16 protein-coding genes are annotated in these 22864 nt (G+C 66.7%); 4 read left to right on the top strand and 12 right to left on the bottom strand.

The window, feature by feature from the left end:
• Positions 1 to 169: 169 nt before the first annotated feature.
• Complete coding sequence (locus ASE01_RS18035; RefSeq protein ID WP_056755531.1) at positions 170 to 1417, bottom strand: IS256 family transposase; 1248 nt, start codon at positions 1415 to 1417, stop codon at positions 170 to 172.
• A gap of 503 nt (positions 1418 to 1920) precedes the next feature.
• Positions 1921 to 2667, bottom strand: a complete 747-nt coding sequence (locus tag ASE01_RS18030) for an enoyl-CoA hydratase-related protein (protein ID WP_082606195.1) — start codon at positions 2665 to 2667, stop codon at positions 1921 to 1923.
• 170 nt (positions 2668 to 2837) lie between these two features.
• On the opposite strand from ASE01_RS18030, the gene ASE01_RS18025 reads away from it, so the two are divergent.
• Positions 2838 to 3599, top strand: a complete 762-nt coding sequence (locus ASE01_RS18025) for an IclR family transcriptional regulator (protein ID WP_056755528.1) — start codon at positions 2838 to 2840, stop codon at positions 3597 to 3599.
• Between the two features lie 421 nt (positions 3600 to 4020).
• Here the strand turns inward: ASE01_RS18025 and ASE01_RS18020 are convergent, their stop codons facing one another.
• From ASE01_RS18020 to ASE01_RS18010, 3 genes are all read right to left on the bottom strand, one after another.
• Positions 4021 to 5595 (bottom strand): ABC transporter substrate-binding protein, encoded by a 1575-nt coding sequence (locus ASE01_RS18020; RefSeq protein ID WP_082606194.1) that lies wholly within the window; start codon positions 5593 to 5595, stop codon positions 4021 to 4023.
• A gap of 267 nt (positions 5596 to 5862) precedes the next feature.
• Complete coding sequence (locus tag ASE01_RS18015) at positions 5863 to 6891, bottom strand: DUF4192 domain-containing protein (protein ID WP_056755519.1); 1029 nt, start codon at positions 6889 to 6891, stop codon at positions 5863 to 5865.
• Positions 6891 to 7232: a hypothetical protein gene (locus ASE01_RS18010; RefSeq protein WP_056755517.1), complete on the bottom strand. Its 342-nt coding sequence runs from the start codon at positions 7230 to 7232 to the stop codon at positions 6891 to 6893. Before ASE01_RS18010 ends, ASE01_RS18015 begins: the two co-directional genes overlap by 1 nt.
• Positions 7233 to 7579: 347 nt before the next feature.
• On the opposite strand from ASE01_RS18010, the gene mobF reads away from it, so the two are divergent.
• Positions 7580 to 13687 (top strand): MobF family relaxase, encoded by a 6108-nt coding sequence (gene mobF, locus ASE01_RS18005; protein ID WP_082606215.1) that lies wholly within the window; start codon positions 7580 to 7582, stop codon positions 13685 to 13687.
• Between the two features lie 170 nt (positions 13688 to 13857).
• Here the strand turns inward: mobF and ASE01_RS18000 are convergent, their stop codons facing one another.
• From ASE01_RS18000 to ASE01_RS17970, 7 genes are all read right to left on the bottom strand, one after another.
• Positions 13858 to 14691 (bottom strand): DUF6602 domain-containing protein, encoded by an 834-nt coding sequence (locus ASE01_RS18000; protein WP_056755513.1) that lies wholly within the window; start codon positions 14689 to 14691, stop codon positions 13858 to 13860.
• Complete coding sequence (locus ASE01_RS17995; RefSeq protein ID WP_056755510.1) at positions 14688 to 15269, bottom strand: Mov34/MPN/PAD-1 family protein; 582 nt, start codon at positions 15267 to 15269, stop codon at positions 14688 to 14690. Before ASE01_RS17995 ends, ASE01_RS18000 begins: the two co-directional genes overlap by 4 nt.
• Positions 15266 to 16558, bottom strand: coding sequence for a ThiF family adenylyltransferase (locus ASE01_RS17990; RefSeq protein WP_200958900.1), 1293 nt, complete (start codon positions 16556 to 16558; stop codon positions 15266 to 15268). Before ASE01_RS17990 ends, ASE01_RS17995 begins: the two co-directional genes overlap by 4 nt.
• Positions 16555 to 17253, bottom strand: a complete 699-nt coding sequence (locus ASE01_RS17985) for a hypothetical protein (RefSeq protein WP_200958899.1) — start codon at positions 17251 to 17253, stop codon at positions 16555 to 16557. The genes ASE01_RS17990 and ASE01_RS17985 overlap by 4 nt, the downstream gene beginning before the upstream one ends.
• Positions 17250 to 18266, bottom strand: coding sequence for a nucleotidyltransferase domain-containing protein (locus tag ASE01_RS17980; protein ID WP_056755508.1), 1017 nt, complete (start codon positions 18264 to 18266; stop codon positions 17250 to 17252). Before ASE01_RS17980 ends, ASE01_RS17985 begins: the two co-directional genes overlap by 4 nt.
• A 598-nt stretch (positions 18267 to 18864) precedes the next feature.
• Complete coding sequence (locus ASE01_RS24495) at positions 18865 to 19575, bottom strand: hypothetical protein (RefSeq protein WP_157537502.1); 711 nt, start codon at positions 19573 to 19575, stop codon at positions 18865 to 18867.
• Positions 19576 to 19787: 212 nt separating this feature from the next.
• A complete protein-coding gene (locus ASE01_RS17970; RefSeq protein WP_056755499.1) occupies positions 19788 to 20642 on the bottom strand; it encodes an AbiV family abortive infection protein in 855 nt (284 codons plus the stop codon).
• Between the two features lie 57 nt (positions 20643 to 20699).
• Between ASE01_RS17970 and ASE01_RS17965 the strand changes: the two genes are divergently transcribed.
• Together ASE01_RS17965 and ASE01_RS17960 are read left to right on the top strand one after the other, a co-directional pair.
• Positions 20700 to 22433 (top strand): hypothetical protein, encoded by a 1734-nt coding sequence (locus ASE01_RS17965; RefSeq protein ID WP_157537500.1) that lies wholly within the window; start codon positions 20700 to 20702, stop codon positions 22431 to 22433.
• Complete coding sequence (locus tag ASE01_RS17960) at positions 22430 to 22855, top strand: hypothetical protein (protein ID WP_056755490.1); 426 nt, start codon at positions 22430 to 22432, stop codon at positions 22853 to 22855. The genes ASE01_RS17965 and ASE01_RS17960 overlap by 4 nt, the downstream gene beginning before the upstream one ends.
• Positions 22856 to 22864: the final 9 nt, after the last annotated feature.

Here is a 22864-nt window from a genome sequence, read left to right as displayed (position 1 = left end):
CGCCCGGTCGGGGGCTGTCGTCGTGACGCCCGGGCGCTGCCGCACGTCGCGCTCGGACCGAGGTAACCGCCCGCGAGGGCCTCTGTCTGCGGTGGCAATGTGGCAAATGTCGGGCGGTCAAGTCCCGTGGCGTGGTGTACGAAGTTGATCCTCCGGTTGGGCGTGTTGGTCAGGCCGTAAGGGCCTGGAGTTCGGGTTCGGTCACCTCCTCGACGACGGGTGCGGTGTCGATGGCTTTGGCGCGGGCGAGGACGTCGAGTCCGAGGTAGCGGCGGCCCTCGACCCACTCGTCGTGCTGCTCGGCCAGGACCGCGCCGACGAGGCGGATGATGCTGGCCCGGTCGGGGAAGATCCCGACGACGTCGGTGCGGCGGCGGATCTCGCGGTTGAGGCGTTCTTGGGGGTTGTTGGACCAGATCTGTCGCCAGATCTCCTTGGGGAACGGCGTGAAGGCGAGGATGTCGGCGCGGGCGTTCTCGAGGTGCTCGGCCACGGCGGGGAGCTTCTCGTGAAGGGCGTCGACGACGCGGTCGAACTGCGCGTGGACCGCCTCAGCGTCGGGCTGGTCGTAGATCGAGTGGAGCAGTGCTTTGACCCAACCCCACGAGCTCTTCGGGGTCGCGGACATCAGGTTCGCGGCGTAGTGGGTGCGGCATCGCTGCCAGCCGGCGCCGGGGATGGTCGCGGCGATCGCTGCGGTGAGTCCGGCGTGGGCGTCGCTGGTGACGAGTTTGACCCCGGACAGGCCGCGGGCGGTGAGGTCGCGGAAGAACGCCAACCAGCCGGCCCCGCCTTCGCTGGAGGTGACCTGCACGCCAAGGATCTCGCGGTGCCCGTCAGCGTTGACGCCGGTCGCGACGAGCACATGGACCGGCACCACGCGCCCGCCTTCACGAACCTTCAGCACGAGCGCGTCAGCGGCTACGAACGTGAACGGGCCGGCGTCGGTGAGCCGCCGGGTGCGGAACTCAGCCACGTGCTCGTCGAGTTCCTTGGCCATCACCGAGACCTGCGACTTGGACAGGCCGGTGATGCCGAGGGTCTGCACCAGCTTGTCCATCCGCCGCGTGGAGACGCCGAGGAGGTAACAGGTCGCCACGACCGAGACGAGCGCCTGTTCGGCGCGCTTGCGGCGTTCGAGCAGCCACTCGGGAAACAGGCTCCCTGTGCGGAGCTTGGGGACCGCGACGTCGAGGGTGCCGACGCGGGTGTCGAGGTCGCGGTGGCGGTAGCCGTTGCGGGAGTTGACCCGATCCTCGGATCGCTCGCCATAGCCGGCGCCACACACCGCATCGGCCTGGGCACCGAGCAGCGCGTTGACGAACGTGGTGAGCAGATCACGCATCAGATCAGGGCTCGCCTGGGCCAGCTGCTCGTTCAGGAAGCGGGCAGGGTCGATACTGGGCACAGCGGTCATCGTTGGTGTCCTTCTTCGAGTTGGTTGTGAGAGATCACTCGAAGGATTCACCCGGTGGCCGCGCCTACGTTGGAGGCACGCGCTCACTCAGGTCCGTCGTACACCACTCTGCTGGACTCCACTTGTCGGGCCGGACCCATCGAGGTTGCGCGGTCGGTCATCGAACGAAACGGATCGCGCGGATCGACATTTCTGACCGCCGTGACGCCCGGGCGCCGCATCCGGTTGACCGGAACCTCACCGCAAACCGCGCCCAACCAGCCCGGGCCGTCGGCTTCACCGATCGCGATCACATGCGCCGCTTCCGGCGGCATTGAGTTCGTCGAACGTCCATCCCCGATGGATCGACCGGCTTCAGCGGGTTGCTGGCCGGCCGACTCGCTCGCCGACCTCAACGGTCGTTTTTCGCCTTCGTCCGGTTCCCATCCGAAACCCTGGCGGGATGTCGAAGGAGGCACACTCGGCCCGGTCGATCCCTCCACCCGCCCTTCACGTGGCGCTGGTCAGTGTGCAAACGCAGCTAGGTGTCGGCGCGCGATATCGGAGCCGAAGAGTTCAGCGGACAGCGCAACCGCGCCCTCCATCCGGTCATCGAGGTACATCAACGCATCAGCGTTCAGCAACCGTTTAGTCGCCTCGAGTCCTTGGCGTTCTCCGGCCGTCAGGCGCCCGACAAGGTCGTGCACAGTGTCGTCGAGCTGGTCGGAGGGCACGGCGTGAGTGATCAACCCGCTCTCCAGGGCCCTCCGGGCACCGAAGGTCGCGGCGGTCAGAAAGGAGGCGCCCACCTGGCGCGGGTCCATCCGTGACAGCACGCTGAGCGAGATCACGGCCGGAGTCAGTCCGAGTCGGACCTCGGTGAAGGCATAGGTCACGTCATCCGCCGCCACCGCCAAATCACAGGCGGCGACGATTCCGAGACCTCCGGCCCTCACGGGGCCGTGCACTCGGGCCACGATCGGCAGTGGGTGAGCCAGGATCATCCGGATCAAGTCCGCCAGCCGATGCGCGGTGGTCTCCATCCCCTCGCGATAGGCCTCCGAGAGGTCAGCCCCGGCACAGAACGCCCGCCCTTCGGCGCGCAGGATGACGGCGAGTGCGTCGTCATAGGCAGCGGCTTGGAGCGCGAGCCGCAGCTCCTCCAGCAACTGGGCGGAGAGGGCGTTGCGGTTGCGGTCCGAGTCGAGCGTGATCACCACATGGACGCGGTCGTCCGTGACGACACGGTCGTAGCCGACGAGCCGGGTCACGACCCGGCTCCGACGTTCGCTTTGGCGAAAGAAACTGTCATCGTCATGGTCACTGCCTTGGTCGTAGACTCAGCGGATAACTCCTTTCTCTACGCGGCTCGCAGTCCAGTCAAGGAAGTGGCCGCCAACCGGATGCAACCGGGCGTCGACGTCCGCTCAGTGGATGTGGCATGGGTAACGACGAGGCACGAACATCCGGTGTGGTCGACAAGGTCGCCGCGCTCCTGCGCGCCCTGTCCCAACACGAGTCCGGCAGAACGACCACCGAGGTCGCGACCGCGACCTCGCTACCCCGTGCGACCGCGCATCGACTGCTCGAGGCGCTTGCGGCGGAAGGTCTGGCGGATCGCGATACCACCGACGGCCGCTGGCACCTCGGCCCTGAGACCTACGTCCTCGGCATCGCCGCCGCGACACGGTACGACTTGACGAGCGAGGCACGGGCGAGCGTGCATCGCCTTGCGCGGGAGACGGGCGAGAGCGCGTTCTTCTCGGTCCGCCGCGGAGACGAGACCGTCGTCCTCCTTCGCGAGGACGGCGCCTTCCCCATCCGCTCCTACGTGCTACACGAGAGCGCACGCTTTCCGCTCGGCGTAGTCTCTGCGGGCCTCGCGATCCTCGCGCACCTCCCTGAGCGCGATGTCGAGGCATTCTTTGCCCGCGCCGATCTCACCGAGCCGTGGGGCCTGCAGCACTCGGAAGATCAAGTCCGCAAGCGCCTTGAGGCCACCCGCCAATCTGGCTGGTCACTCAATCCTGGCCACGTCGTGGAAGGTTCCTGGGGCATGGCAGCGGCCGTGTTCAACAAATCCGGCCGCCCCGAGTGGGCGTTGACCATCACCGGAGTCGAGCAGCGATTCCGACCTGAACGACAGCCGATGCTGGGACGGTTACTCCTCGAAGAGGCGCACCGGTTATCGCGCCTGGCCTGATTGCTGCAAGCTGAATCAGGGATTCAGGTCCACATTCGGTCGACTTAGCGCCAACTGCAGATCCGGTGCGCTCGGCGACTTACGCCGCAGCGGCTGACTAACCGCGCGACCAGCCCCCGTGAAACAACGGCTCCCGACACGAAGCCCACCTTGGTTACGAAGCGCGCGCTCCGCGTTGAAGGGGGCGTACGCCGCGAGTCGTCCTCCTCGGCGTCACAGCCCGGATTGTCGGAAGACATGGCACGCCTGTAGGCCGCCCGCGAGGAGCGGACGGCCTACAGATCACTGAGTGCGGCGCATTGGATGCGCCCGCCGGTCCAGCCGACTGGCCCGGGTCAGATCAGTACCCGCGTGCGCCCTCCGCGGATAGCCGGAGGCGCCGAGCGGTCAGTCACTCCGCCGCCAGTGTTCGCGGACACGATCAGTTCGCCATCCACACCTCAGCCGGATCGGGAACCCCGGGATTGACCATCGTTTCGGTCTTGACCTTGTTGCTTGCGAGGACGGATTGCTCGGCATAGGTGAGGCCGATGAATGCCGCGTGGGAGAGGAGATTGGCCCCGATCTCGTTGAGAGCTTCCTTGCGGTCCTCAAGATCTGCGTAGCCTCGACCGGCCTCGAGCAGCGCGTCCAACTCCGGATCAGAGTAGTTCTGGACGTTGCCGGAACCGTCGGTCGACCACTTGGTCAGCCACTCCTCAACGAAGTACCCCGGCTGAGCGGAGTATCCGATCGTGACCTGAAAGTCGCTCGCCGAGCGCGCAGTGACGAAGGCGGCGACGGTCTTCTTGTCGATCTTGATGTCGACCCCATCGAGTCGGTTCCAGTTCTGCACCAGCGCAGAGACCTGGTCAGCGGTTTGGTTGTCGGGGGTGAGGACTGATCCAGTGATGGAGTCGATGCCCTTATCAGCGAGGTACTCGTCAAGGAGCGTCTGCGCAGCAGGAAGGTCGTCGGTCTTTTGGATCACTGAAGCGTCGTAAAGGACTGAGCCCTCAGGGAAAAGCGTGGTCACTGGCTTGGCAAGACCAGACTGGGCCTTATCGGAGATGTCCTTCGGATCGGTCGCCAAGGTCAACGCTTGACGAACCCGTTCGTCGTCGAATGGTGCTTTGGCAACGTTGAACGTGATGATGACCTGTTGATCGTTGGGCAAGGAGATGTGCTGACCGCCCGCATCGACCACCCGCTCCTGCGCTGGGTCTGGAAACGGCAGATAGGCCATGTCGGCGGAGCCGCTTGCGATCGCATCGGCATTCGTGCTGGGGTCCGTACTGGTCTTGAACTCAAGCTCGTCGAGGTAGGGCTTGCCCTCGTTCCAGTAGTTCTCGTTCGCTTCGAGCAACATGTGGTCACCCTGGACCCACTCCTTCAAAACAAACGGCCCGGCCGCTGCGAAAGTCTCGGGACTCGAACCGAACGCGTCGCCAGCCGAGGACACCATCGTCGGTGACGGGATCATTCCCAACGACGTGAACGCAAGGTCGTTGTAGAACGCCGCGCGTGGGTAGCCGACATCGACGGTCATAGTCTGGTCGTCAACGACCTCGAAATTCTTGAAACTCTCCAGGGTCGATAGCACCGGGGAGGCGTTGGCGGGCACCAGTTCGTGATCCCACCAGGACTTGACTGCTGCGGCATCGAAGGGAGTGCCGTCAGAGAAGGTCAATCCGGGACGAAGCGTGATCGTCCATGCCGACTTGTCCTCGTTGGGCACTACCGACTCCGCTTGACGAAAAATCGGTTCACCGGTGCGCGGATCGATCTGGATCAAACTGTCGTAGAGCGCGGCGAACTGGGGAGTAAATGCACCAGTGATGATTCGGGGGTTCAGCACTGAGACGTCACCCGTCATGAGCCAGGTCAGCTTTCCCCCCTGTTGCGGCGGCCCCTCTGGACCTTCGCCGCCTTCCGTTCCGCCGCCGCAGGCGGCGGTCAATGTCAGGATCACTGCCGCGAGAACGCCCGTGACGCTCGATCGGTAGCTACGTGTCATGCGGGTTTCTCCTTAGCGAACTGGCAACTCGTCGAGCTGCCGAATACGGCGTGAGTACTAGAGAGGCGCACCTTCCAGTGTTCAAGCAAGCGCTTGATAAGCGAATGTAGCATTCGTCACACTCGGTCGTCCATGGCCATCCTTCCCTCAGTTGCTTGTCCACCGGATAAACAGACCTGACCGCGTCAGGTCCCTGCACGGTCCGACCAACCCTGGCCACGCGCAGCGCCGAGTGCACTCATCGTCGTTGCTTATTGCGGTGTCTCCTCAGCGCCCCGGGGCCGGTCGATCGGAGTTCGGCTGGGTGCGCAACTGGTCGCGAGGACGACCGATGGGCTTTGGTACGAAGGACTCGTCAACCTCGCGGGCCATGTCACGCAGCTGGGTCTGGTGCCGCTGCCACTCTCGAGGGTGAATGCCGTCCCGAAGGGCCGAGGCAACTACTGCCGCCATGGGATACGGGGGGTCGGCTGGAACTTGATCGAGCGCACACCACGCCTTCGCACCGTCACCGCGCATCCAGCAGGCGAAGCCGAGCAGGGACGCGGGTGCTGCGCGAACTTCGTCGGGGCTGCGGCGGGTGAGATCACTCCAGATTGCTACGTGGGCGCTGGTGTTCTCGGCACCGACGTCGTCCCATAGCGCGTCACGGGTGCTGAGCGTTTCCAGGGCCACCAGCATCCGGGCACCGTCGGCATCTGAGAGTCGGTTGCCGTCGGCGTGGAACTGGTCGAGCCGGCCTAGTGCCCACTCGTTCTCCGCCTCCGGGCGCCCGGTCCCTGCAGCGGTTCGCGCCGCAGGAATCAGTCGGGCAATTGGTGCCCGGTTACCGACCAGGGAGGCCACGAGGGCTGCCCGGCTGACTGCGGGCTGGGCGACACCGGCCAGCACGGCCGCAGCAGCGATGCGCTCGGCAGCCGCATGCGTGTGCGAGCCGGTGGCACCGCTGTTGAACTCTCGCCAGCGATCGCCATCGGACCACAACCGGAGGTGAGTAGTGATGCCCAGACCCGCAAGACGGTCAGACAGGTCCTCGCTGCCCAACCGTGCGAAGAGGCGGCCTTCGGTGAAGCAAAGAATTGCCACACGCGCACCGGGGCGGGCGTGGCGACCGTAGGGACCGCTCAGTGCGTTCCACACCTTCTCCCGGTCCAATGTCGACTTCGGCATGTCGACGCGGGTGACCGGCAACCCGGGATGGAGGGGAAGCAGCACGATCGACTCCTCGGGGTTGAACCCAAGGAGGTGCGGCACCGCGGCCAGCAGTTCATCCGGTGAATTCACGACCAGGTCCATCACGCACCTGCTCCCCCAGGGTGAGTGCCTGCCGCTGCGCTTGGCTCGTCAGTGAAGTCCAACTGCCGCAGCCGCCTGGCCTCACGCATAGTCAGGGACTCGCCGCACCATTCGACGGCCTCGCCTAACGACAGGCCCTCCACCTCGGTCAGCCCTCGCAACGCCGCCCCGGCGCGGTTCTCCGTTTCGGACACGGCCGCGTCTCGTTCGCCGATCGCGACCATGACCTGCTCGGCGAGTTCGATGACCCTCCGTTCGCGTTCGGCGCGTTCAGTCCGTCTTTTGTCGGCCATCTCGCGTGCCGTACGCCGTGCCTGCTGTCTGATGGTCTGCTGACTCATCCGGTCCTCACTTGTCTCCGAGGCAAGCCCACCTGGGGCTCTGACAGTCACCTAGGACACCGCCCGGCTTCTGTGCGATCACGAATGCCACGGATCTGTCTTCGCACCAGCGCGAATCAGCCCTGCGATCCCAGTCACCCGCTGCCGTAGAAAGGCGTACGCCTCGCCTTCACCGACCTCGTTCAGCGTCCCCCCAACTTTTTGAGATCGACGAAGTGCCACACACCTAGTGCATTCCCGGTACAGCCACCCGTGTGTCCACTCCAGGTTGACCACGGCGAACGCCCGGGTTGGCGTCTGAATTTCGATCGCAGCGCACGCGCTTCGGCCCCTTGTTGGGGGTGACGATGAGCCTCCACAAGCTGACCGCGGGGTCGGGGTACGACTACCTGACTCGTCAGGTCGCAGCGATGGATGCCACCGACAAGGGCCACACCGGGCTCGCGAGCTACTACACCGAGAAGGGCGAAACCCCCGGGGTATGGGTCGGCTCCGGCATGGAGGGACTCGAGGGGCTCGACGCCGGAGACATCGTCACCGCCGACCACATGCAGAGCCTGTTCGGCTCCGGCCACCACCCGCTGGCCACCCAGCGAACCAAGGAACTGGACCTACGCATCGGCCGCCCGGTCAGCGAGGCCGGCGTCGAAGTCAGTGTCGACCCACCGACCAAGGCGGACTACAAGAAGGCCGTTCGCTTGGGCACGCCCTACAAGGTCTACGACAACGACATCAGCCCGTTCCGGATCGAGGTCGCCAAACGGATCGCGGCCATCAACGAGGCCGCCGGCCTGCCCGGTGACTGGCCCGTCCCCGCTGCTGACCGGGCCAAGGCCCGCACCGAAGTCGGCACCGAGTTCTTCCGTGCCGAGCACGGACGTGACCCCGCCGACGCCCGCGAGCTGGCCGCCGCGATCGCCAAGCACTCCCGCCCGAAGACCAACGCGGTGGCTGGCTACGACCTGACCTTCTCCCCGGTCAAGAGCGTCTCCGTGCTGTGGGCGATCTCCGACCCGAAGACCGCCGCGGTGATCGAACGCTGCCACCAGGCGGCCATCAAAGACGCGCTGGACTTCATCGAGAAGAAGGCTCTCTTCACCCGCGAAGGCACCAACGGCGTCCGCCAGGTCAACGTCCGCGGCCTGATCGCCACCGCGTTCACCCACCGCGACTCCCGCGCCGGCGACCCCGACCTGCACACCCACGTCGCCGTGGCGAACAAGGTCCAGACCCTCTCCCCCGACGGCACCGGCAAGTGGTTGGCTATCGACGGCCGGCTCATGTTCAAGGCCAAGGTCTCCGCCTCAGAGACCTACAACACCGCGCTCGAGCGACACCTCACCGAGGCGCTCGGCGTCCAGTTCGCCGAGCGCCCGAACATCGATGCCCGCAAGCGCCCCATCCGTGAGATCACCGGCGTCGATCCCGAACTGAACACCCGCTTCTCCAAGCGCCGCGCCAGCGTCGAGGCGCGCCGCAAGGAACTCGCGACGGCCTTCCAGGCCACCCATGGCCGTCCCCCAACGCCCGTGGAGACCATCCAACTGTCTCAGCAGGCGACCCTGGAAACCCGCGAGGCCAAGCACGAACCGCGCACCCTAGACGAGCATCGTCAGGCCTGGCACCGCGAAGCACTCGACGTACTCGGCACCCCGCAGCGCATCGACAAGATGATCGACCAGGCGCTGAACCCGAAGGGCGCCGGCGCACCGCGGGCCGACTCGGCACGGTTCGCCAAGACGACCAACCGGATCCTCGCGACGATGGAAGGCGCCCGGTCCACCTGGCAGTACTGGCACGTCTACGCCGAAGCCCAACGTCAGGTCCGGACCGTGAGTGTGCCTTCCGACCAGGTCGATCAGGTGGTCACGATGCTCGTCGAAGACGTGCTCGAGAGCCAGTCCGTCCGCATCACTCAGCCGCTCGACTCCATCATCGAACCGGACGAACTCCGCCGCGTCGACGGCTCCTCGGTCTACACCGTGGGCGGCGTCCATCTGTTCACCTCGAGCAAGGTACTGGCTGCCGAGCAGCGCCTGGTTGAGGCCGCCGGCCTCCACGACGGGTACGCCGTTGAGTCCTCATCGGTTGACCTGGCGCTGCTGGAGTCGACCGCCAACGGCATCACCCTCAACGCCGGACAGGCCACGCTGGTGCGCGAGATGGCCACCTCCGGCGCCCGGCTGCAGCTGGCGATCGCACCGGCTGGCTCGGGCAAGACCACCGCGATGCGCGCCCTGGCCAGCGCCTGGACTGATGGCGGCGGAACGATCATCGGACTCGCGCCCTCCGCCGCGGCCGCCGACGCCCTGCGGTCCTCAATCGAATGCCAGGTGGGCTCTCAGATCGACACCCAGACCGACACCCTCGCCAAACTCACCCACTCCCTCCATGAGGCCCGCGAAACCGGCACTCCGCTCCCCGACTGGGTCGCCGACATCGACTCCTCCACCCTCGTGGTCATCGACGAGGCCGGGATGGCCGACACCCTCTCGCTGGATACCGCGGTCGCCTACATCCTCGAGCGCGGCGGCAGCGTCCGCCTGATCGGTGACGACCAGCAGCTCTCCGCGATCGGCGCCGGCGGCGTACTCCGCGACATCCAGGCCACCCACGGCGCCCTACAACTGAGTGAACTTGTCCGGTTCAAGGACCCCGCCGAGGGCGCCGCTTCTCTCGCTCTACGCGAAGGCAAGACCGAGGCGCTCGGCTTCTACCTCGACCGCGACCGCGTCCACGTCGGCGACCTGGCCACCATGACAGAGAACGTCTTCACCGCTTGGCAGTCCGACCGTGCCGAGGGGCTCGATGCGATCATGCTCGCCCCCACCCGCGACCTGGTCAGCCAGTTGAACCAGCAGGCCCGCGCCCACCGCCTCGAAGAGATCGCGGCCGCCGACCCACCCAGCCCTCTCGCCAACGGCCCGGTTCGCCGGCTCGCCGACGGCAACGAAGCCTCGATCGGCGAGCTGATCATCACCCGCGAGAACGACCGCCGCCTGCGAGTCTCGGCGACCGACTGGGTGAAAAACGGTGACCGCTGGAACGTCCTGGAGATCCACGACGCCGGCGACCTCACCGTCCAACACACCGGTCGCAATGGGCACGGGCGCATCGTGCGGCTCCCCGCCGACTACGTCGCCAAGGCCACCGAGCTCGGCTACGCGTGCACCGTGCACACCGCTCAAGGCGTCACTGCCGACAGCATGCACGGCCTGGCCACCGGCACCGAGTCGCGCCAGCAGCTCTACACGATGATGACCCGCGGTGCGCACGCGAACCACGTCTACCTCGAAGTGGTCGGCGACGGCGACCCGCACTCGGTCATCCACCCGACGCTGGTCCGGCCCCTCACCTCCACCGACATCCTCGAACAGGTGCTGGCCCGCGACGACGCGCCGCGGTCCGCGACCAGCCTGGTCCGTGAGCAGGCCGACCCCGCCATCCGGCTCGGCGAGGCCTCCCAGCGCTACCTCGACAGCCTCTACGTCGCGGCCGAGGACCTGCTGCGCCACGACACGATCACCGGCATCGACGGCGCCCCGGTCAACGCGGTCGACGCCTTGGACAACGCGGTCGAGACGCTGGTCCCCGGACTCGCCGACGAGGCTGCCTGGCCGACCTTACGAGCCCACCTGCTGCTGCTCGGCGCGGCCGGCGAGAACCCCGTCGACGCGCTTCGGGCGTCCGCTGGCGACCGGGAGCTGGGGAGCGCGCACGACCGTGCCGCGGTCCTGGACTGGCGCCTGGACGCGTCCGGCCTGCGCAACGCCGGCGCCGGACCGCTGCCGTGGATGCCCGCGATCCCCACACGTCTGGCTGAGGACCCGCACTGGGGCGCCTACCTCTTCCAGCGCGCACACCTGGTCGAGCAGGTCGCCGACCAGGTCCGCACCCGCACTACCGACCAGACAGAGAAGGGGGCGCTGCCGGCGTGGGCGCAGAACGGCCTGCGGCCCGAACCCGCCACGATCGCCAACGTCGAGGTCTGGCGGGCCGCCATGCAAGTCCCAGTCGACGACCGCCGCCCGACCGGTGCACCGCAGCTACAGAAGGCCTCCGCGACATGGCAGCGACGCCTCAACCGGTCGGTCACCGGCGATCACACGCCGGCGCTCAAGGAATGGCGCCAGCTGCTCTACTTGCTCGCCCCGCAGGTCCGCGACGACGAGTTCACCCCACTCCTGGCCGAGCGGCTCGCCGCGATGTCGCGCGCCGGCGTCACCGCCCACGACCTGCTCCGCACGGCGACCGCGCCCGACAACCCGGCCGGGCCGCTGCCCGACGAGCACGCCGCGGCGGCCGTGTGGTGGCGCATGGCCCGTCAACTCACCCCGGCCGTTGCCGCCCAGATCGGCGACGGCTCCCACGGCGAGAGCGTCACCACCGACTGGGCTCCGCGCCTCTCCGATCTGTTCGGTCCCGAGCGGGCCGCGAGCATCCAGGCGAGCATCTGGTGGCCCGCACTCGTCGCGAACGTGGACCACGGCGTGCAGCGCGGCTGGCAGGTCGAGGCCCTGCTGGGCGCCGGGCGGGCCCAGGCGGATCGGGCGAGCGACGGCGGGGATGACCCGCTCGATGGGGTTGATGAGTGCCAGGCCCTGGTGTGGCGGACCTCGATCGCACTCGAGACCGCCCCCGACGAGCACGCGCACGCGCACGCCTTCGACGAGCCGCCCGCAGACCTGTGGGACGGGACCGAGCCGGACCCGGCAACGCTCGTCGACCACGCCACCGACCCCGACTGGGCCGACTGGCCGCTCGCCGACGACCCGGTCCCGTACGACGAGCACCTTGTCGACGCTCCCGACAAGCACCTGGCCGACGTCGTCGCTGGCGACCTGGTCGACGTCGTCGCTGGCGACCTGGTCGACGTCGTCGCTGGCGACCTGGTCGACGTCGACGAGGACCAGTTCGTCGAGCCCGACCTGACGCTGGCCGCCTACATCCGCGACCGCAGCGGCAGCCAACTGGGCCTCACCGACGCCGACCTCCGGCTCATGTACCAGCGGGCCGACGACTGGCACTCCTCCCCCGTCTCACGTGAGCGCATGCTGCAGATCAACGACATGACACAAGCCTTCTTCGAGGCCCGGTTCCAGTCACCATCGGGCTCGTGGGGCCGCGACTACCTCACCAGCCGGTTCGGCGTCGACCTCGCCGGCAACGAGCGGTTCCGTCCCGGCCAAGCGCCGGCCGGGTGGACCAACCTGGTCGACCACCTGCGCGGCCGCGGGGTCAGCGACGCGGAGATGATGGCCACCGGCGTCGCCACGGAGGCCAGGACCGGTCGCCTCATCGACCGGTTCCGCGACCGGGTGATGTTCCCCGTGATCCACGACAACAACGGACAACACGAGGTGCTCGGCTTCGTCGGCCGCCTCCGGCCCGACCTCACCGACGCCGACCAAACAAATGGCAAGGGCGGACCGAAGTACCTCAACACAGCCGACACCCCGCTGTTCCACAAGGGCGCCCAGCTGTTCGGTGTCATCGACGAACTGCTCGCCGAAGGTGCGATCCCGGTGATCGTCGAAGGCCCGATGGACGCAGTCGCCGTCACGATCGCCAGTCACGGGCTCTACCTCGGCGTGGCGCCGCTCGGCACGTCCCTGACCGACGAGCAGGCCGCCCAACTGGCCTTGATCGGACGCGATCCGATCGTGGCCACCGACGCCGATCTCGCCGGCCAGGTCGCGGCCGAGCGGGACTTCTGGATGCTCACCCCGTACGGCATGGATCCCGGCTTCGCGCGGTTCCCCGACGGCCTCGACCCCTCCGACCTGCTTGCTCAGCGCGGGCCCGCCGCGCTCACGGCCGCGGTGGCCAGTGGCCAGCCGGCATTCCGCTCGCTGGGTGACCAGCTGCTCACAGAGCGGCTGGACAACCTCGCCCAGGAGCAAGCACAGCTGGCCGCCGCTCGGGTCATCTCGGCACGACCCAGCCGCTCCTGGGAGCCGGGCGTCAACCAGGTCCGGGCCCGCCTACAGCTCTCGCAGATGCAGGCGCGACGCGACCTGCGCGACGCGGTCAAGACTTGGGATGCCGACCCGCGCCAGGCCTCCCTGGCCGAGCTCCACAAGAGCAGCGAGGTTCGCGCACGGCTCGCGGCCGCGGCCGGAATGGCCCCGTCCGAGCGGTGGGCGCCGCTGGCTCGCGAGCTCGACCCGCGACTGCTCGAGCAGGGCGACTGGCCAGTCACCGCGGCAATGCTGCAGCAAGCCCACGAGCAAGGCCAGGACGTCGAAGCCGCGACCCGCGGGCTGGTCGCAGAGAAGCCGCTGGGCAACAACCCCGCACGCGACCTCCGCTACCGCATCGTGTCTCGCCTCGAGATCCCGATCGACCCGCCCTCGCCCCTCGACACCTCCACGGTTCGCCAATCCCACAAGGCGGATCCTCCTTGGTCAAGGCCGACTGGCGATCGCCGAACGCCACCGACCCGTCGGCGATGAGCGGCGTACATCGCCACGCCAATCGCCGGCCACGAGCGAGCTGCATAGCGCGCAGAATCGCCGCGCGAAGGCGCGGCGCTCATGAGCAAGATCCTGCCCGAGACGGTCAAGGCCCGACGGCAGGGCGCGATCGCCAAGCCGTAACAGCGCGCCTCGCCAACCGCCAGCCTTCACTCCAGGATGGCAGCGCCCCTCGACCGCGCCAAAGCCGCCTCGTACTCGCGCATATCGAGGGCCAGGACAGTCCCCAGCCTCTGCAACTGATCGAACAAGCGGATGGCGAAGTGGATCAGTTGGTCACCCTCGCTGCTGAAGGTGAGCGCGATGGCAGGCTCGCCACTCTCGCCATCGACGGGGACTGGCGTGGAATCGAAAGTGACCGTGTCCAGCGCGATCCCGAGGTCCAGCGAACCGTCACCACCGACCTCGGGAAGATGCTCGTGCAACTTCGCGATAGATCCCTCGTAGGTGGTCCATCCGGAGTGGGCCGTCAGGATCCCTCCGATGACGTGCTTCTCGGCTGGATCCGTCGCCCTGTAGACACCCCCAGCGTGCTTGATGGCGGCGGAGGTGCGGTGCAGCCGACGAACCGACGCAACCTTGGCTTGGGCATAGGCGAGGTAGGTCGCGTCCAGCGTGGGCTTGACCTCGAAGACCGCGTAGACGCCCTCCACAGGCACGAACTCGACCTTGTCCTTCGAGCCGAACCACATCGGCGAGTACTGCTTGTCGTAGACCGCGACGTCGATCTGATCGCTTATTGCGCCACGGCTGTCGATGGCGAAGATGGGGCCAACCGCGTAGCGGGCGGGCAGGAAGTCGCTGAGCATCTCCACCCAGTCGACCTCCGAGTGGTCGCCCAAGGTTCCGGGGTGGCCGGTGACAGATCGGATGCTCGCGTGCGAGTTAAGTAGACGCTCCTGCTGAAGTTGGAACGCTCTCGGAAGGTCGAAGACGACCTTTTGTTGGACCGCCGGCTTGGGGGTCTTGGGCTCTTCAGTCACGGTGTTTCCTCGACGAGTAGAAGGGGCGTGGTCCTGGCGCCGCGGCGGTCTACGACCCAGACCAGAGCGAGCGCTGCCTCGTCCTGGCCCAGGTCGGTCATGCGCCCGACGATGATGCTGATGAAGGTGTCGAAGCCGAGGTCGGGATCGGCGAGGTGCCTTGCGTAGGCGGCCATGTCGGTCTCGCTCGGAGTTGGTGGGCTGTAGGGGTGCGTATGCCATTCCCCGAGCCAGATTGCGCGGTCGTGGTTCCACGCCTGGTCGGCGAGCGTTTCGGCATGCGCGAGGTCGCGGCTGAACGCCAGTGGCTCCCTGGTGGCGGCGGGGCCGGGGCCTCCCGCGAGAGTGATGCGACAACCCGCCCTGCTCTCGTGGCCGAGGAGGATGCCTCCCGTCTCCAGGATCGGGCCGCCGAGCCGGACTTCCTCGCCGATAGCGTCGAACGACTTCAAGGTGATCTCCACCCTGAACGGCTCGGCCTCGCCGGAGGTTTCGTCGGTGAACGCGTCGTTACCCGCGGTGGTGGCGATGTCTCGATCAGTACCGCCGTCGATCGGGCGGACCTCGTCGTCGGTCATGCTGCGGTGCAGGTCGGGCAGGTCTCGCGCGGAGCGGGAACGTCGCCCCATTGGATCTGTTCGGCGTGCACGACGTCGAACGGTTCTTGTGCTCGGTCGGCCGACGGCCGGAGCCCGATCACCGCATGATCACCGGGGAGGCGGTGCGAGAGGTCACCGAACCGACTCTCCAGCAACGTCGCGACGGTCGCCTTCGCTGCCAGGTTTCCTACGAGCCACAGGTCGGGGCCGACCGCGGTCATCGGGCGGTGCGGGTTGCCGGTGCCGTAGTCCCGCTCTTGGAGGACCTCGACGTCCATGCCGTCCGCCGCTGCGAGCGCTGCCCGGTGGCAGAGCAGGCATCCGTACCTGGCGCCCGGGCGCAGCCGCAGGATCTCGCCTACCGCGCCATCCTCAAGTACGCACGCCAGCACTGCGGGGATCCCGGCTCGGCTCGCGAGGTGCGACACCACGCGGCGTGCTGCGATGCCGTCGGCGGCGCAGACCACCGCGTCGAGATCCCGAAACAGGGGGCGCATGAGATGCGCCTGAACAGCAACGTCCTCCAGGTGCCGGTGCACCACCGTTTCGGGCCATCGATAGCCGAGGTGCGCGTGCATGGCGTCGACTTTCCTGCGCCCGACCGACTCGGGCCCGAGGACGTGTCGGATCTGGTTGTGCCACAGGAACCAATCCGGATCGATGAGGTCGAGGGCCCCGATTCCATACCCTGCGAGATTGTCGGCCACCACGCCGCCGATGCTGCCGACACCGACGACACCGACCCGCATCGTCGCGAGCGAACGGACCGGCCACTGCGGGTCGAGGCGCTGGACCCCGATCTCGGTCGGCTCGATGGCGAGATCAACCGGAATGACCCGTTCACGAGTCACGTGCCAGCCTGCGTACTCGGCAACGCCAGCTTCGCGCCACTCGTCAGGGATGTCAGGCTCGTGGGTGATAAGTAGAAGGGCCCCGTCGCGTGGGTCGCGGACAAGCGGGACGGAGTCGCTGAATCCGTCGAAGGTGTACTGGGCCCCCGGACGGTTTCGGAGGTTGTAGTGGAGAACGTTGGTGCCGCAGGGAACATTTCCCAGCCACTGTCCAGCCGTCTGATGCCCCTCGGGCTGTCGTAGCGCCGAGTAGGTCCGCGGCGCCTTCGGATGCCGCCAATTGTCGGGGCCGACCTCGACACCCGTGATCACGAAGATGTCGTCCGTCGTAGAGCGGGTGGCGCGAAGTTCGCCGCCGCGAGCGGCGGCCTGCGATATGTAGTCACGAGCGTCAGCGGGGATGACAATCAGCGTCACGCTGCGCTCCCTTGCTCCGGCCCGGCATCGAGCGGCCGCGTCGACGGCTCAGATCCTTCGGGAGCACTCTCCCTACTCACCGGCGGCGCATCCAGGTCTGACGGCCCAGCGTCGTCCTCCGCCAGGCGAGCGGCCGCCGGGGCCACGAGGTGGTCGAGGGACGAGTCGTTCACGATGCCGCACTCGGTCATGGCTTCGACGACGCCCGCCTTCATCAACGCGTACTCGACCCGCCACCCCGCAGCCTTGATGAGCAGATCAACGAGACTGGTCTCGGGCTCCCACGCGCCGAGGGTCTGCATCAAGCACAGACTGGCGTCCGGCGCGACATGCCACGTGTGCTGACTACGCTCGAAGATCTCGGGCTCAGGATCCATCGGGACGATCCGCGGCGGAAGCATCGGATGGGCGGCCGAGCACCAGACGGCGCACGCGAGACCCTCCGGCACGAGATCGGCCAGCCCGTCGGGCTCGTCGCGGTCGAAGGGCCAGACCGGCAGGCGCCCGATCCACAGCCCGTGGTGCTCGAAGCCTGGTTCGTCGCCGGGACCGGCCGCGAAGGCCAGGCCGGGCGCGAACGCAGCGATCTCGTCGAGGTCGCGGTGCAGCCGAGCAGGCTCCGCTTCGTGCCACCAGATTGGCGTCAGATCTTTCGTGGCCTTAATGCCCGAGCCGCTTGTGTCGGGCTGGCTCATCCCTGCGGGCTGTCCTTGATCGGGCGCCGCTTGGGCGTCGTGTCGGGCTCGGTTCCTGGCGCGAACGGCAGGACGCCGGGGGCGGGGTTGGGACCGGCCGGCTTCGAGGGAGGCGGCGAGGGCGGCTTCGGGAAGCCGTCACCGAAGATCTCCCGCCACTTGGTGAGAGCCTTGTGCGTGTCGTTGTTCGACTGTGCGGCGACGGCCTCGCTCGCGAGGTCAGCCGCAGTGCGCAGGCGCTTGCCCAACTCGTTCATGTCCAGGTCGGGCTGGATCGCGCCGCACAGACCTGCCGGGTCATCGATCTCGATCAGGCACTCGACACGGTACGCCGCTGCGACAAAGAACGCCTTCAGCGCAGTCGGTCGGTTGTTGCCGTTGGGCATGTGGTCGAGAGCGAGGATCTCCATCACCAGCGACTTGATCTTGATGTCCTGCTTGGAGCCCCAGTCCTTGAGCATGCGGACGAGACCGGCGAACCGGTTCCACTCGGCATGCTTCTTGGCGACCTGCTCGATGAGTTCCTCGGGGTCGGTGTAGATCCACTCCTTGCTGAGTGCCTCAGGGACCAGGAGCTTTCCCTCGCGGCGCAGGGCAGGCATGGCGTCCACGGTGAACGCGTTGTCGTCGTCGGGGTCATCGAGGAAGCACTTGACGGCGTGATTGCGGGGCTTCGCGAGGCGGACCTCCTGGGCGTCGGTGCCGTTGGTCGCACCGAGCATCTCGTTGACGAGGGCCCGGGTGTGGTCGAGCGCGGCCGCCGCAGAGTCGCCGGGCTGGCCCCAGTCGGGGTGCTCGTTGCCGTCGTAGACGATGATCGTGTCGACGTCGTTGATCGGATCGCGGTGGGTTCCTCGTCGAAGCGATCCCGAAGCGATAACCTCCTTGACGTCAACGCGTTTCTCGAACGAGGTCTTGAAGAGGTCGCGGCGTCGGCGCGCCTCGACGACCTGGGCGTCCTCGGCGTTGACGTGGGCCTGGTAGTCGTCGAACGATCCGTTGACGCTGCTCATCGGACCGATCCGGGGAGGTGGGCCGGGGCGGCGTGCGGAGAGAGACCGGACGCAGTCCGGCAGAGGGCAGAGACGGAGTGGTACACGGTTTGGGTTCCTGTCATCGGTGGTGACGGGACCTGGCCGGATGACGACTATCTCCCAGAAAATTGCTCCCGATCTACCACGAGAACGGGTCGGTGTGCCTACACTGCAAGCGACCAAGCAAAACGGTGTGGGCCCTGAGATCAGACGTACGTCGACTCAGGGCCTACGTCTTTCTGCGGCATGTGAAGTTGTGTCCTCTACACGATACGGCCCGGGACCGACGAACTGAGTCCGTCACCATCGCGCATCCGGCTAGTACTTACACCGCTGTAGTTATCCACAGGCTACACCCAGCCATGTCCGCGCGGCACTAGATGTTGTGTCCAGGTGCTTGTAAACCCCCAGATGTCGGCGACCCTCCACGTGGGGCCGGCATTGCTTGTGGATGATCGCTACGCAGTCCCATGAGCCCCTGCCGGGGTCTGCTGCACGACTCGATGCCAGCGGACCTAGCTGTGATGCCCATTGCGCCGCTCGCCGGAGTAGCCGGTCGTATCACGATCCGGCGCCATTACGTCAGGGCTGCGCCCGCGCCAGCTAGCCCGCGCTGGTACTCGGTCCAGCCAGGCCCTACGTAGGTGAAGATGGCCACGACGCTGAAGAGGCCGGCGACGCCGTCGGTCAACTCCGCGACAACGGATGGCGCGTAGTCACTGGCGAAGGGCGCGCCAGCGATTACCAATATCAGGACCGCGCACCAGATTGCGGCGGTTCCGCGGATGGTGGTCGTTGCGTCGGCGAAGCCGGCGCCGGTGAGCCCTTGCGCGGTTAGTCGGGAGACCCATTGCACGGCAAACCAACTCCCGACTAGCGGCGGCAGAAGAGCGAGCGCGGATATGACCTCTGACGACGTGCGGGCCGTCATGGCCACGGTCACGAACGCAGCAGAAGCGCCGACAGCGGCGACGCCGTAAAGAGCGCAATGATTTCGGCGTCGAAGCTTGAGAAGCGTGACGTGAGAAGTCGCCGCTGCGACCCCGGAAATGACAGTGATCCCGGCGAAAGGGGCAGCACCTTCGAAGCGGCCCCCCGCCAGGAACACGATGGTGCAAACAAGACCGCAGAGGGTCGTATAGAGCATCAACGAGACGGCGGCGCGTCGCCGGAGGCTCAGGGCATTCCACCGGAGGCGATTTCGCGCGCCATCGGCGAGATCAACCAACGCGCCCCGCCGTCGTTGCAGCCGAGGATGGTGGATGCGGTTGTTGTTGACGTTGGACACCTTCAGAGACTCTCATCGGGCACCGACACTCGTTCGGCCCTGCTGATTTGCGGGCCTCCGCAGCGCCCAGCGGCGACCTGGTTGAACCCGGCGATACCGCCGCGTCTGCATCAGGTCGAACCGCAAGCACAGGCCGAGGTTCGCTCGGCGTCGAGCCGCCGCTTGCGGCCGCGGTCCCGGGTTGGGCAAATCTTGTCTGACCAACGATTCGTTTAGTCGGCCTTCGGGCACTGGTCGCGGTCGAAGCTTTCGCGGAGGCGGATGAGTTCCCGGGTTTCGGCTTCGTACCCGGGCTTGTCGAGGTTGCGGAAGGCTGACCGGTCTACGCCGGGTGGGTTGAACCTGTATGCGGCGTTGTTCAGTGGGACACCCGGAGTTCCTCTGCGCATCTGCTCCTCGACTTCTCGCATGATTCGGGTGAGTTCGGGGTCGTCGGTAGCGTCCAGGGTCCGGTCGAACAGGCCCATGTCGTCGTTGGTGACGGGTGGGGTGCCGGCTTCTTGTTCGTCTTGGCGTTTGCCTTCGATGTGTTCGCCGAGGCGAAGCTGCCAACCGATTTGGTGGACGCGGGAGATGACGTCGAAAAGGGTCGCTTCGTCGACGACGTCGGTGGGTGCCATGACTTCGCCAGACTTGGACAGTTCGACGTAGAAGCCACGCATCTTCAACCGGTCTTGCTTCTTGGACCAGGTGCGGATGGTGCCGAGATAGGCGGCGTTCACCGTCGGGTCGGAGGGTTCGGTGCCGAACCAGTAGAGCTCCTCGACGAGGAAGTCGTGGACCTTCTCGAGCTTGCGGTGGTGGCTGCCCCACAATCGGTCTAGGGCTTCGCATCTGAACGGTTCGCCGTCAGGAGCCCTGGTCATCTGGACGCGGCGTTCGTGGACGGCGATGGCTTTGCCGGACTCTTCCATCCCGAGGATGGAAAGCGATCTAGCGAGCGGCACCTGGCCCTGTTCGAGAACGGTCAAGGCGGTGGCGAGGAGGGTGTCGGCGTTCGAGAGCAACGCATCCACAAGCTCAACCACCTGGGTCGGCGTCAGGTCTGGGAGCTCGCGGATGTCCATGAGTCCAGTTTGCCGCCGCCCCCGACAACCGTCTGTAGCACCGGGCAGGATGGGGGTGTGCCCGACGCCGCGGAAACCGAACACCCAAGACCGACCGACTCGACGGTGCGCGAGCTGTACGCACACGCGTTCTCGTGCGCGTACGACAGGTGCGGCGAGTGGTTGTACAAGCAGGTGGAGGGTTCAGCGGAACGGGTCCTGAATAGTCGCACCGCCCACATTCACGCCCGCAGCCCTGGCGGTCCACGGTGGTTGCCTGGGATGTCGTCGGTTGACAACCGGGCACCGGAGAACCTCCTGTTGATGTGCATCGCTCACTCGTACGAGATCGACACCGACGAGACACGGTTCCCGCCCGCACTGCTCCAGGAGTGGCGGGTGGCGCAGGTGCGGGAGTACGAGGAGTTCCGTCAGGGCTGGGTCCTCAGCGACGCCCAGGTGGCAGAGATCATCGAACTGTCCTTCGGGTCCCCAGTGATTGCCGCACCAGTCATCACCGGAATCGTCGAATCAGTCGAGATGGCTGTCCTTCGGGCCATCTCCACCCGCAGCGGACCGGCAGGTGCTGCTGCGGTTTGGTGCGGCTACCGGAACCGCATCCGAAGCTCCATGATGGGTCGCGACCCTGTGACTGGGGAACGCATGTACGCAGAGCCCGGACGCGCGGACAGGGAGCGCTACGCAGCAACAATCCTTGGTCAGCTCAACGCCGTCCGAGGAGAGCTCGAACCCCTCACCGACGACGTCCAGGCCAAAACCGCGACCGCCCGCCACATCAACACCGCAACCGCACCATGGTGCGACTGGGTCACCAGATCTGCCGAAGAGCTCCTCGCTGCAGCATCCCACTGGCCATGGGAACCGCCTTACGAAGACAACGAACGTCTCAACGAGGCGGTCGCCGAACTCCGCGCATCTGCCAGCGCGCTCGCAGCAGCCCTACGCGGCGAGAACCCCGACCCTGCACCGGAACCCCCGGCCGAAGACGCACCGGATCCCACCGCCGTTGCGTTCGAGGAAGCAAAGGCACAACACCTCGAAACCCTCGAACGAGGCCGCGCCCACGCCCACGTCACAACCAACCCCTACAGCCAGGCCCTCCGAACCGAAATCGCAGATGCCACCGGCAACGTCGTCTCAATCTGGCCGGTCTGGCACGTCCACGAGTACCGCCTCGACACCGCAGCCCTAGTCGCAGCCGCCCTCACCAGGAACGCAACCGACGACGAAATCGTCGCAGCCATCACCGAAGACCAGGCACGCCGCCCACTCGCAGTCGCCACCGCACTACTCACCGAACTCTGGCGCGAAATGAACGACACCGGTCGAACCGACCTCGCCAACCAAGTCCGCGAAGCACTCCTCACCGAACTACGCACGCACGACTGGACCAGCGAAGAAGGCTGGACCGACAACACCATCAACGGCCGCTCCATGTTCGACCACTGGACCCACTGGACCACCCCAGACGAACCCAAAACCGTCCTCACAGATGCCCTCATCGCCTTCCCCGAACGACTCGAAGACATCGTCCGCGTCGGCGGAGATTGGATTCAGCACCACCAACAAGCCTTCGGCGAACCCGGCCCCATCTCCGCCGTGCTCGAGTACCGCGACAACCTCCCGACCTGGTTCCCCACCGCGGCCGTCATCACCACCGCAGCCACGCGCTACCCCCACGTCGACCCAGCCACCTCGAGGTTTGACCGCGGCTCCGGTCCCGAGGCACCACCCATCGAAGGCCTCATCGCCCAAGTCCTCCGCCTCGCCAACGAAACCGAAACCCTGTGACCGAACTTGTAGCCGCCCTTTACATCCTCGGCGCCGCACTCACCATCTATGGCGTCACCGCCGCCTACCTACGAGCGAAGAGGCGAAAGGCCGACTACGACGCCGTCAAAGTCCGCAGCGACCAACTCGAAGACCCGACCTTCACCGACATCTACGAAGCCGGTAAAGGCGAAGATGCAACAATCGCCCCCACTCTCAAAGCCCAGGTTGACCGAAACCAAGACGAGATCTCGAACCTCCTAGCAAGCATCGGCGTCACCGACCCTCCACCAAGCTGGGAAGACATGCGCTTCCCCGCCGAGTACTGGAGCCGCCGCGCAGCGCTCTCCGACGCACTCCTTGTGTTCAAGACCGACGGACTCCTGGCACTCTCGGGGGTCGTGATCTCGACGGTCGCATCGGTCATGTCGCTCTACATCTGAACCCGACCA

This window comes from Nocardioides sp. Root190, assembly GCF_001428565.1.
Lineage (GTDB): Bacteria > Actinomycetota > Actinomycetes > Propionibacteriales > Nocardioidaceae > Nocardioides.
The sequence above is the reverse complement of the archived record's forward strand: the minus strand, read 5'-3'. Positions and strand labels throughout refer to the sequence as shown.

Bases quoted from the DNA above. Each gene is read 5' to 3' on its own strand.
- ASE01_RS18035 (WP_056755531.1), bottom strand. From the start codon at position 1,417: ATGACCGCTGTGCCCAGTATCGACCCTGCCCGCTTCCTGAACGAGCAG.
- ASE01_RS18025 (WP_056755528.1), top strand. From the start codon at position 2,838: ATGGGTAACGACGAGGCACGAACATCCGGTGTGGTCGACAAGGTCGCC.
- ASE01_RS18020 (WP_082606194.1), bottom strand. From the start codon at position 5,595: ATGACACGTAGCTACCGATCGAGCGTCACGGGCGTTCTCGCGGCAGTG.
- ASE01_RS18015 (WP_056755519.1), bottom strand. From the start codon at position 6,891: ATGGACCTGGTCGTGAATTCACCGGATGAACTGCTGGCCGCGGTGCCG.
- ASE01_RS18010 (WP_056755517.1), bottom strand. From the start codon at position 7,232: ATGAGTCAGCAGACCATCAGACAGCAGGCACGGCGTACGGCACGCGAG.
- mobF (WP_082606215.1), top strand. From the start codon at position 7,580: ATGAGCCTCCACAAGCTGACCGCGGGGTCGGGGTACGACTACCTGACT.
- ASE01_RS17995 (WP_056755510.1), bottom strand. From the start codon at position 15,269: ATGACCGACGACGAGGTCCGCCCGATCGACGGCGGTACTGATCGAGAC.
- ASE01_RS17985 (WP_200958899.1), bottom strand. From the start codon at position 17,253: ATGAGCCAGCCCGACACAAGCGGCTCGGGCATTAAGGCCACGAAAGAT.
- ASE01_RS17980 (WP_056755508.1), bottom strand. From the start codon at position 18,266: ATGAGCAGCGTCAACGGATCGTTCGACGACTACCAGGCCCACGTCAAC.
- ASE01_RS17970 (WP_056755499.1), bottom strand. From the start codon at position 20,642: ATGGACATCCGCGAGCTCCCAGACCTGACGCCGACCCAGGTGGTTGAG.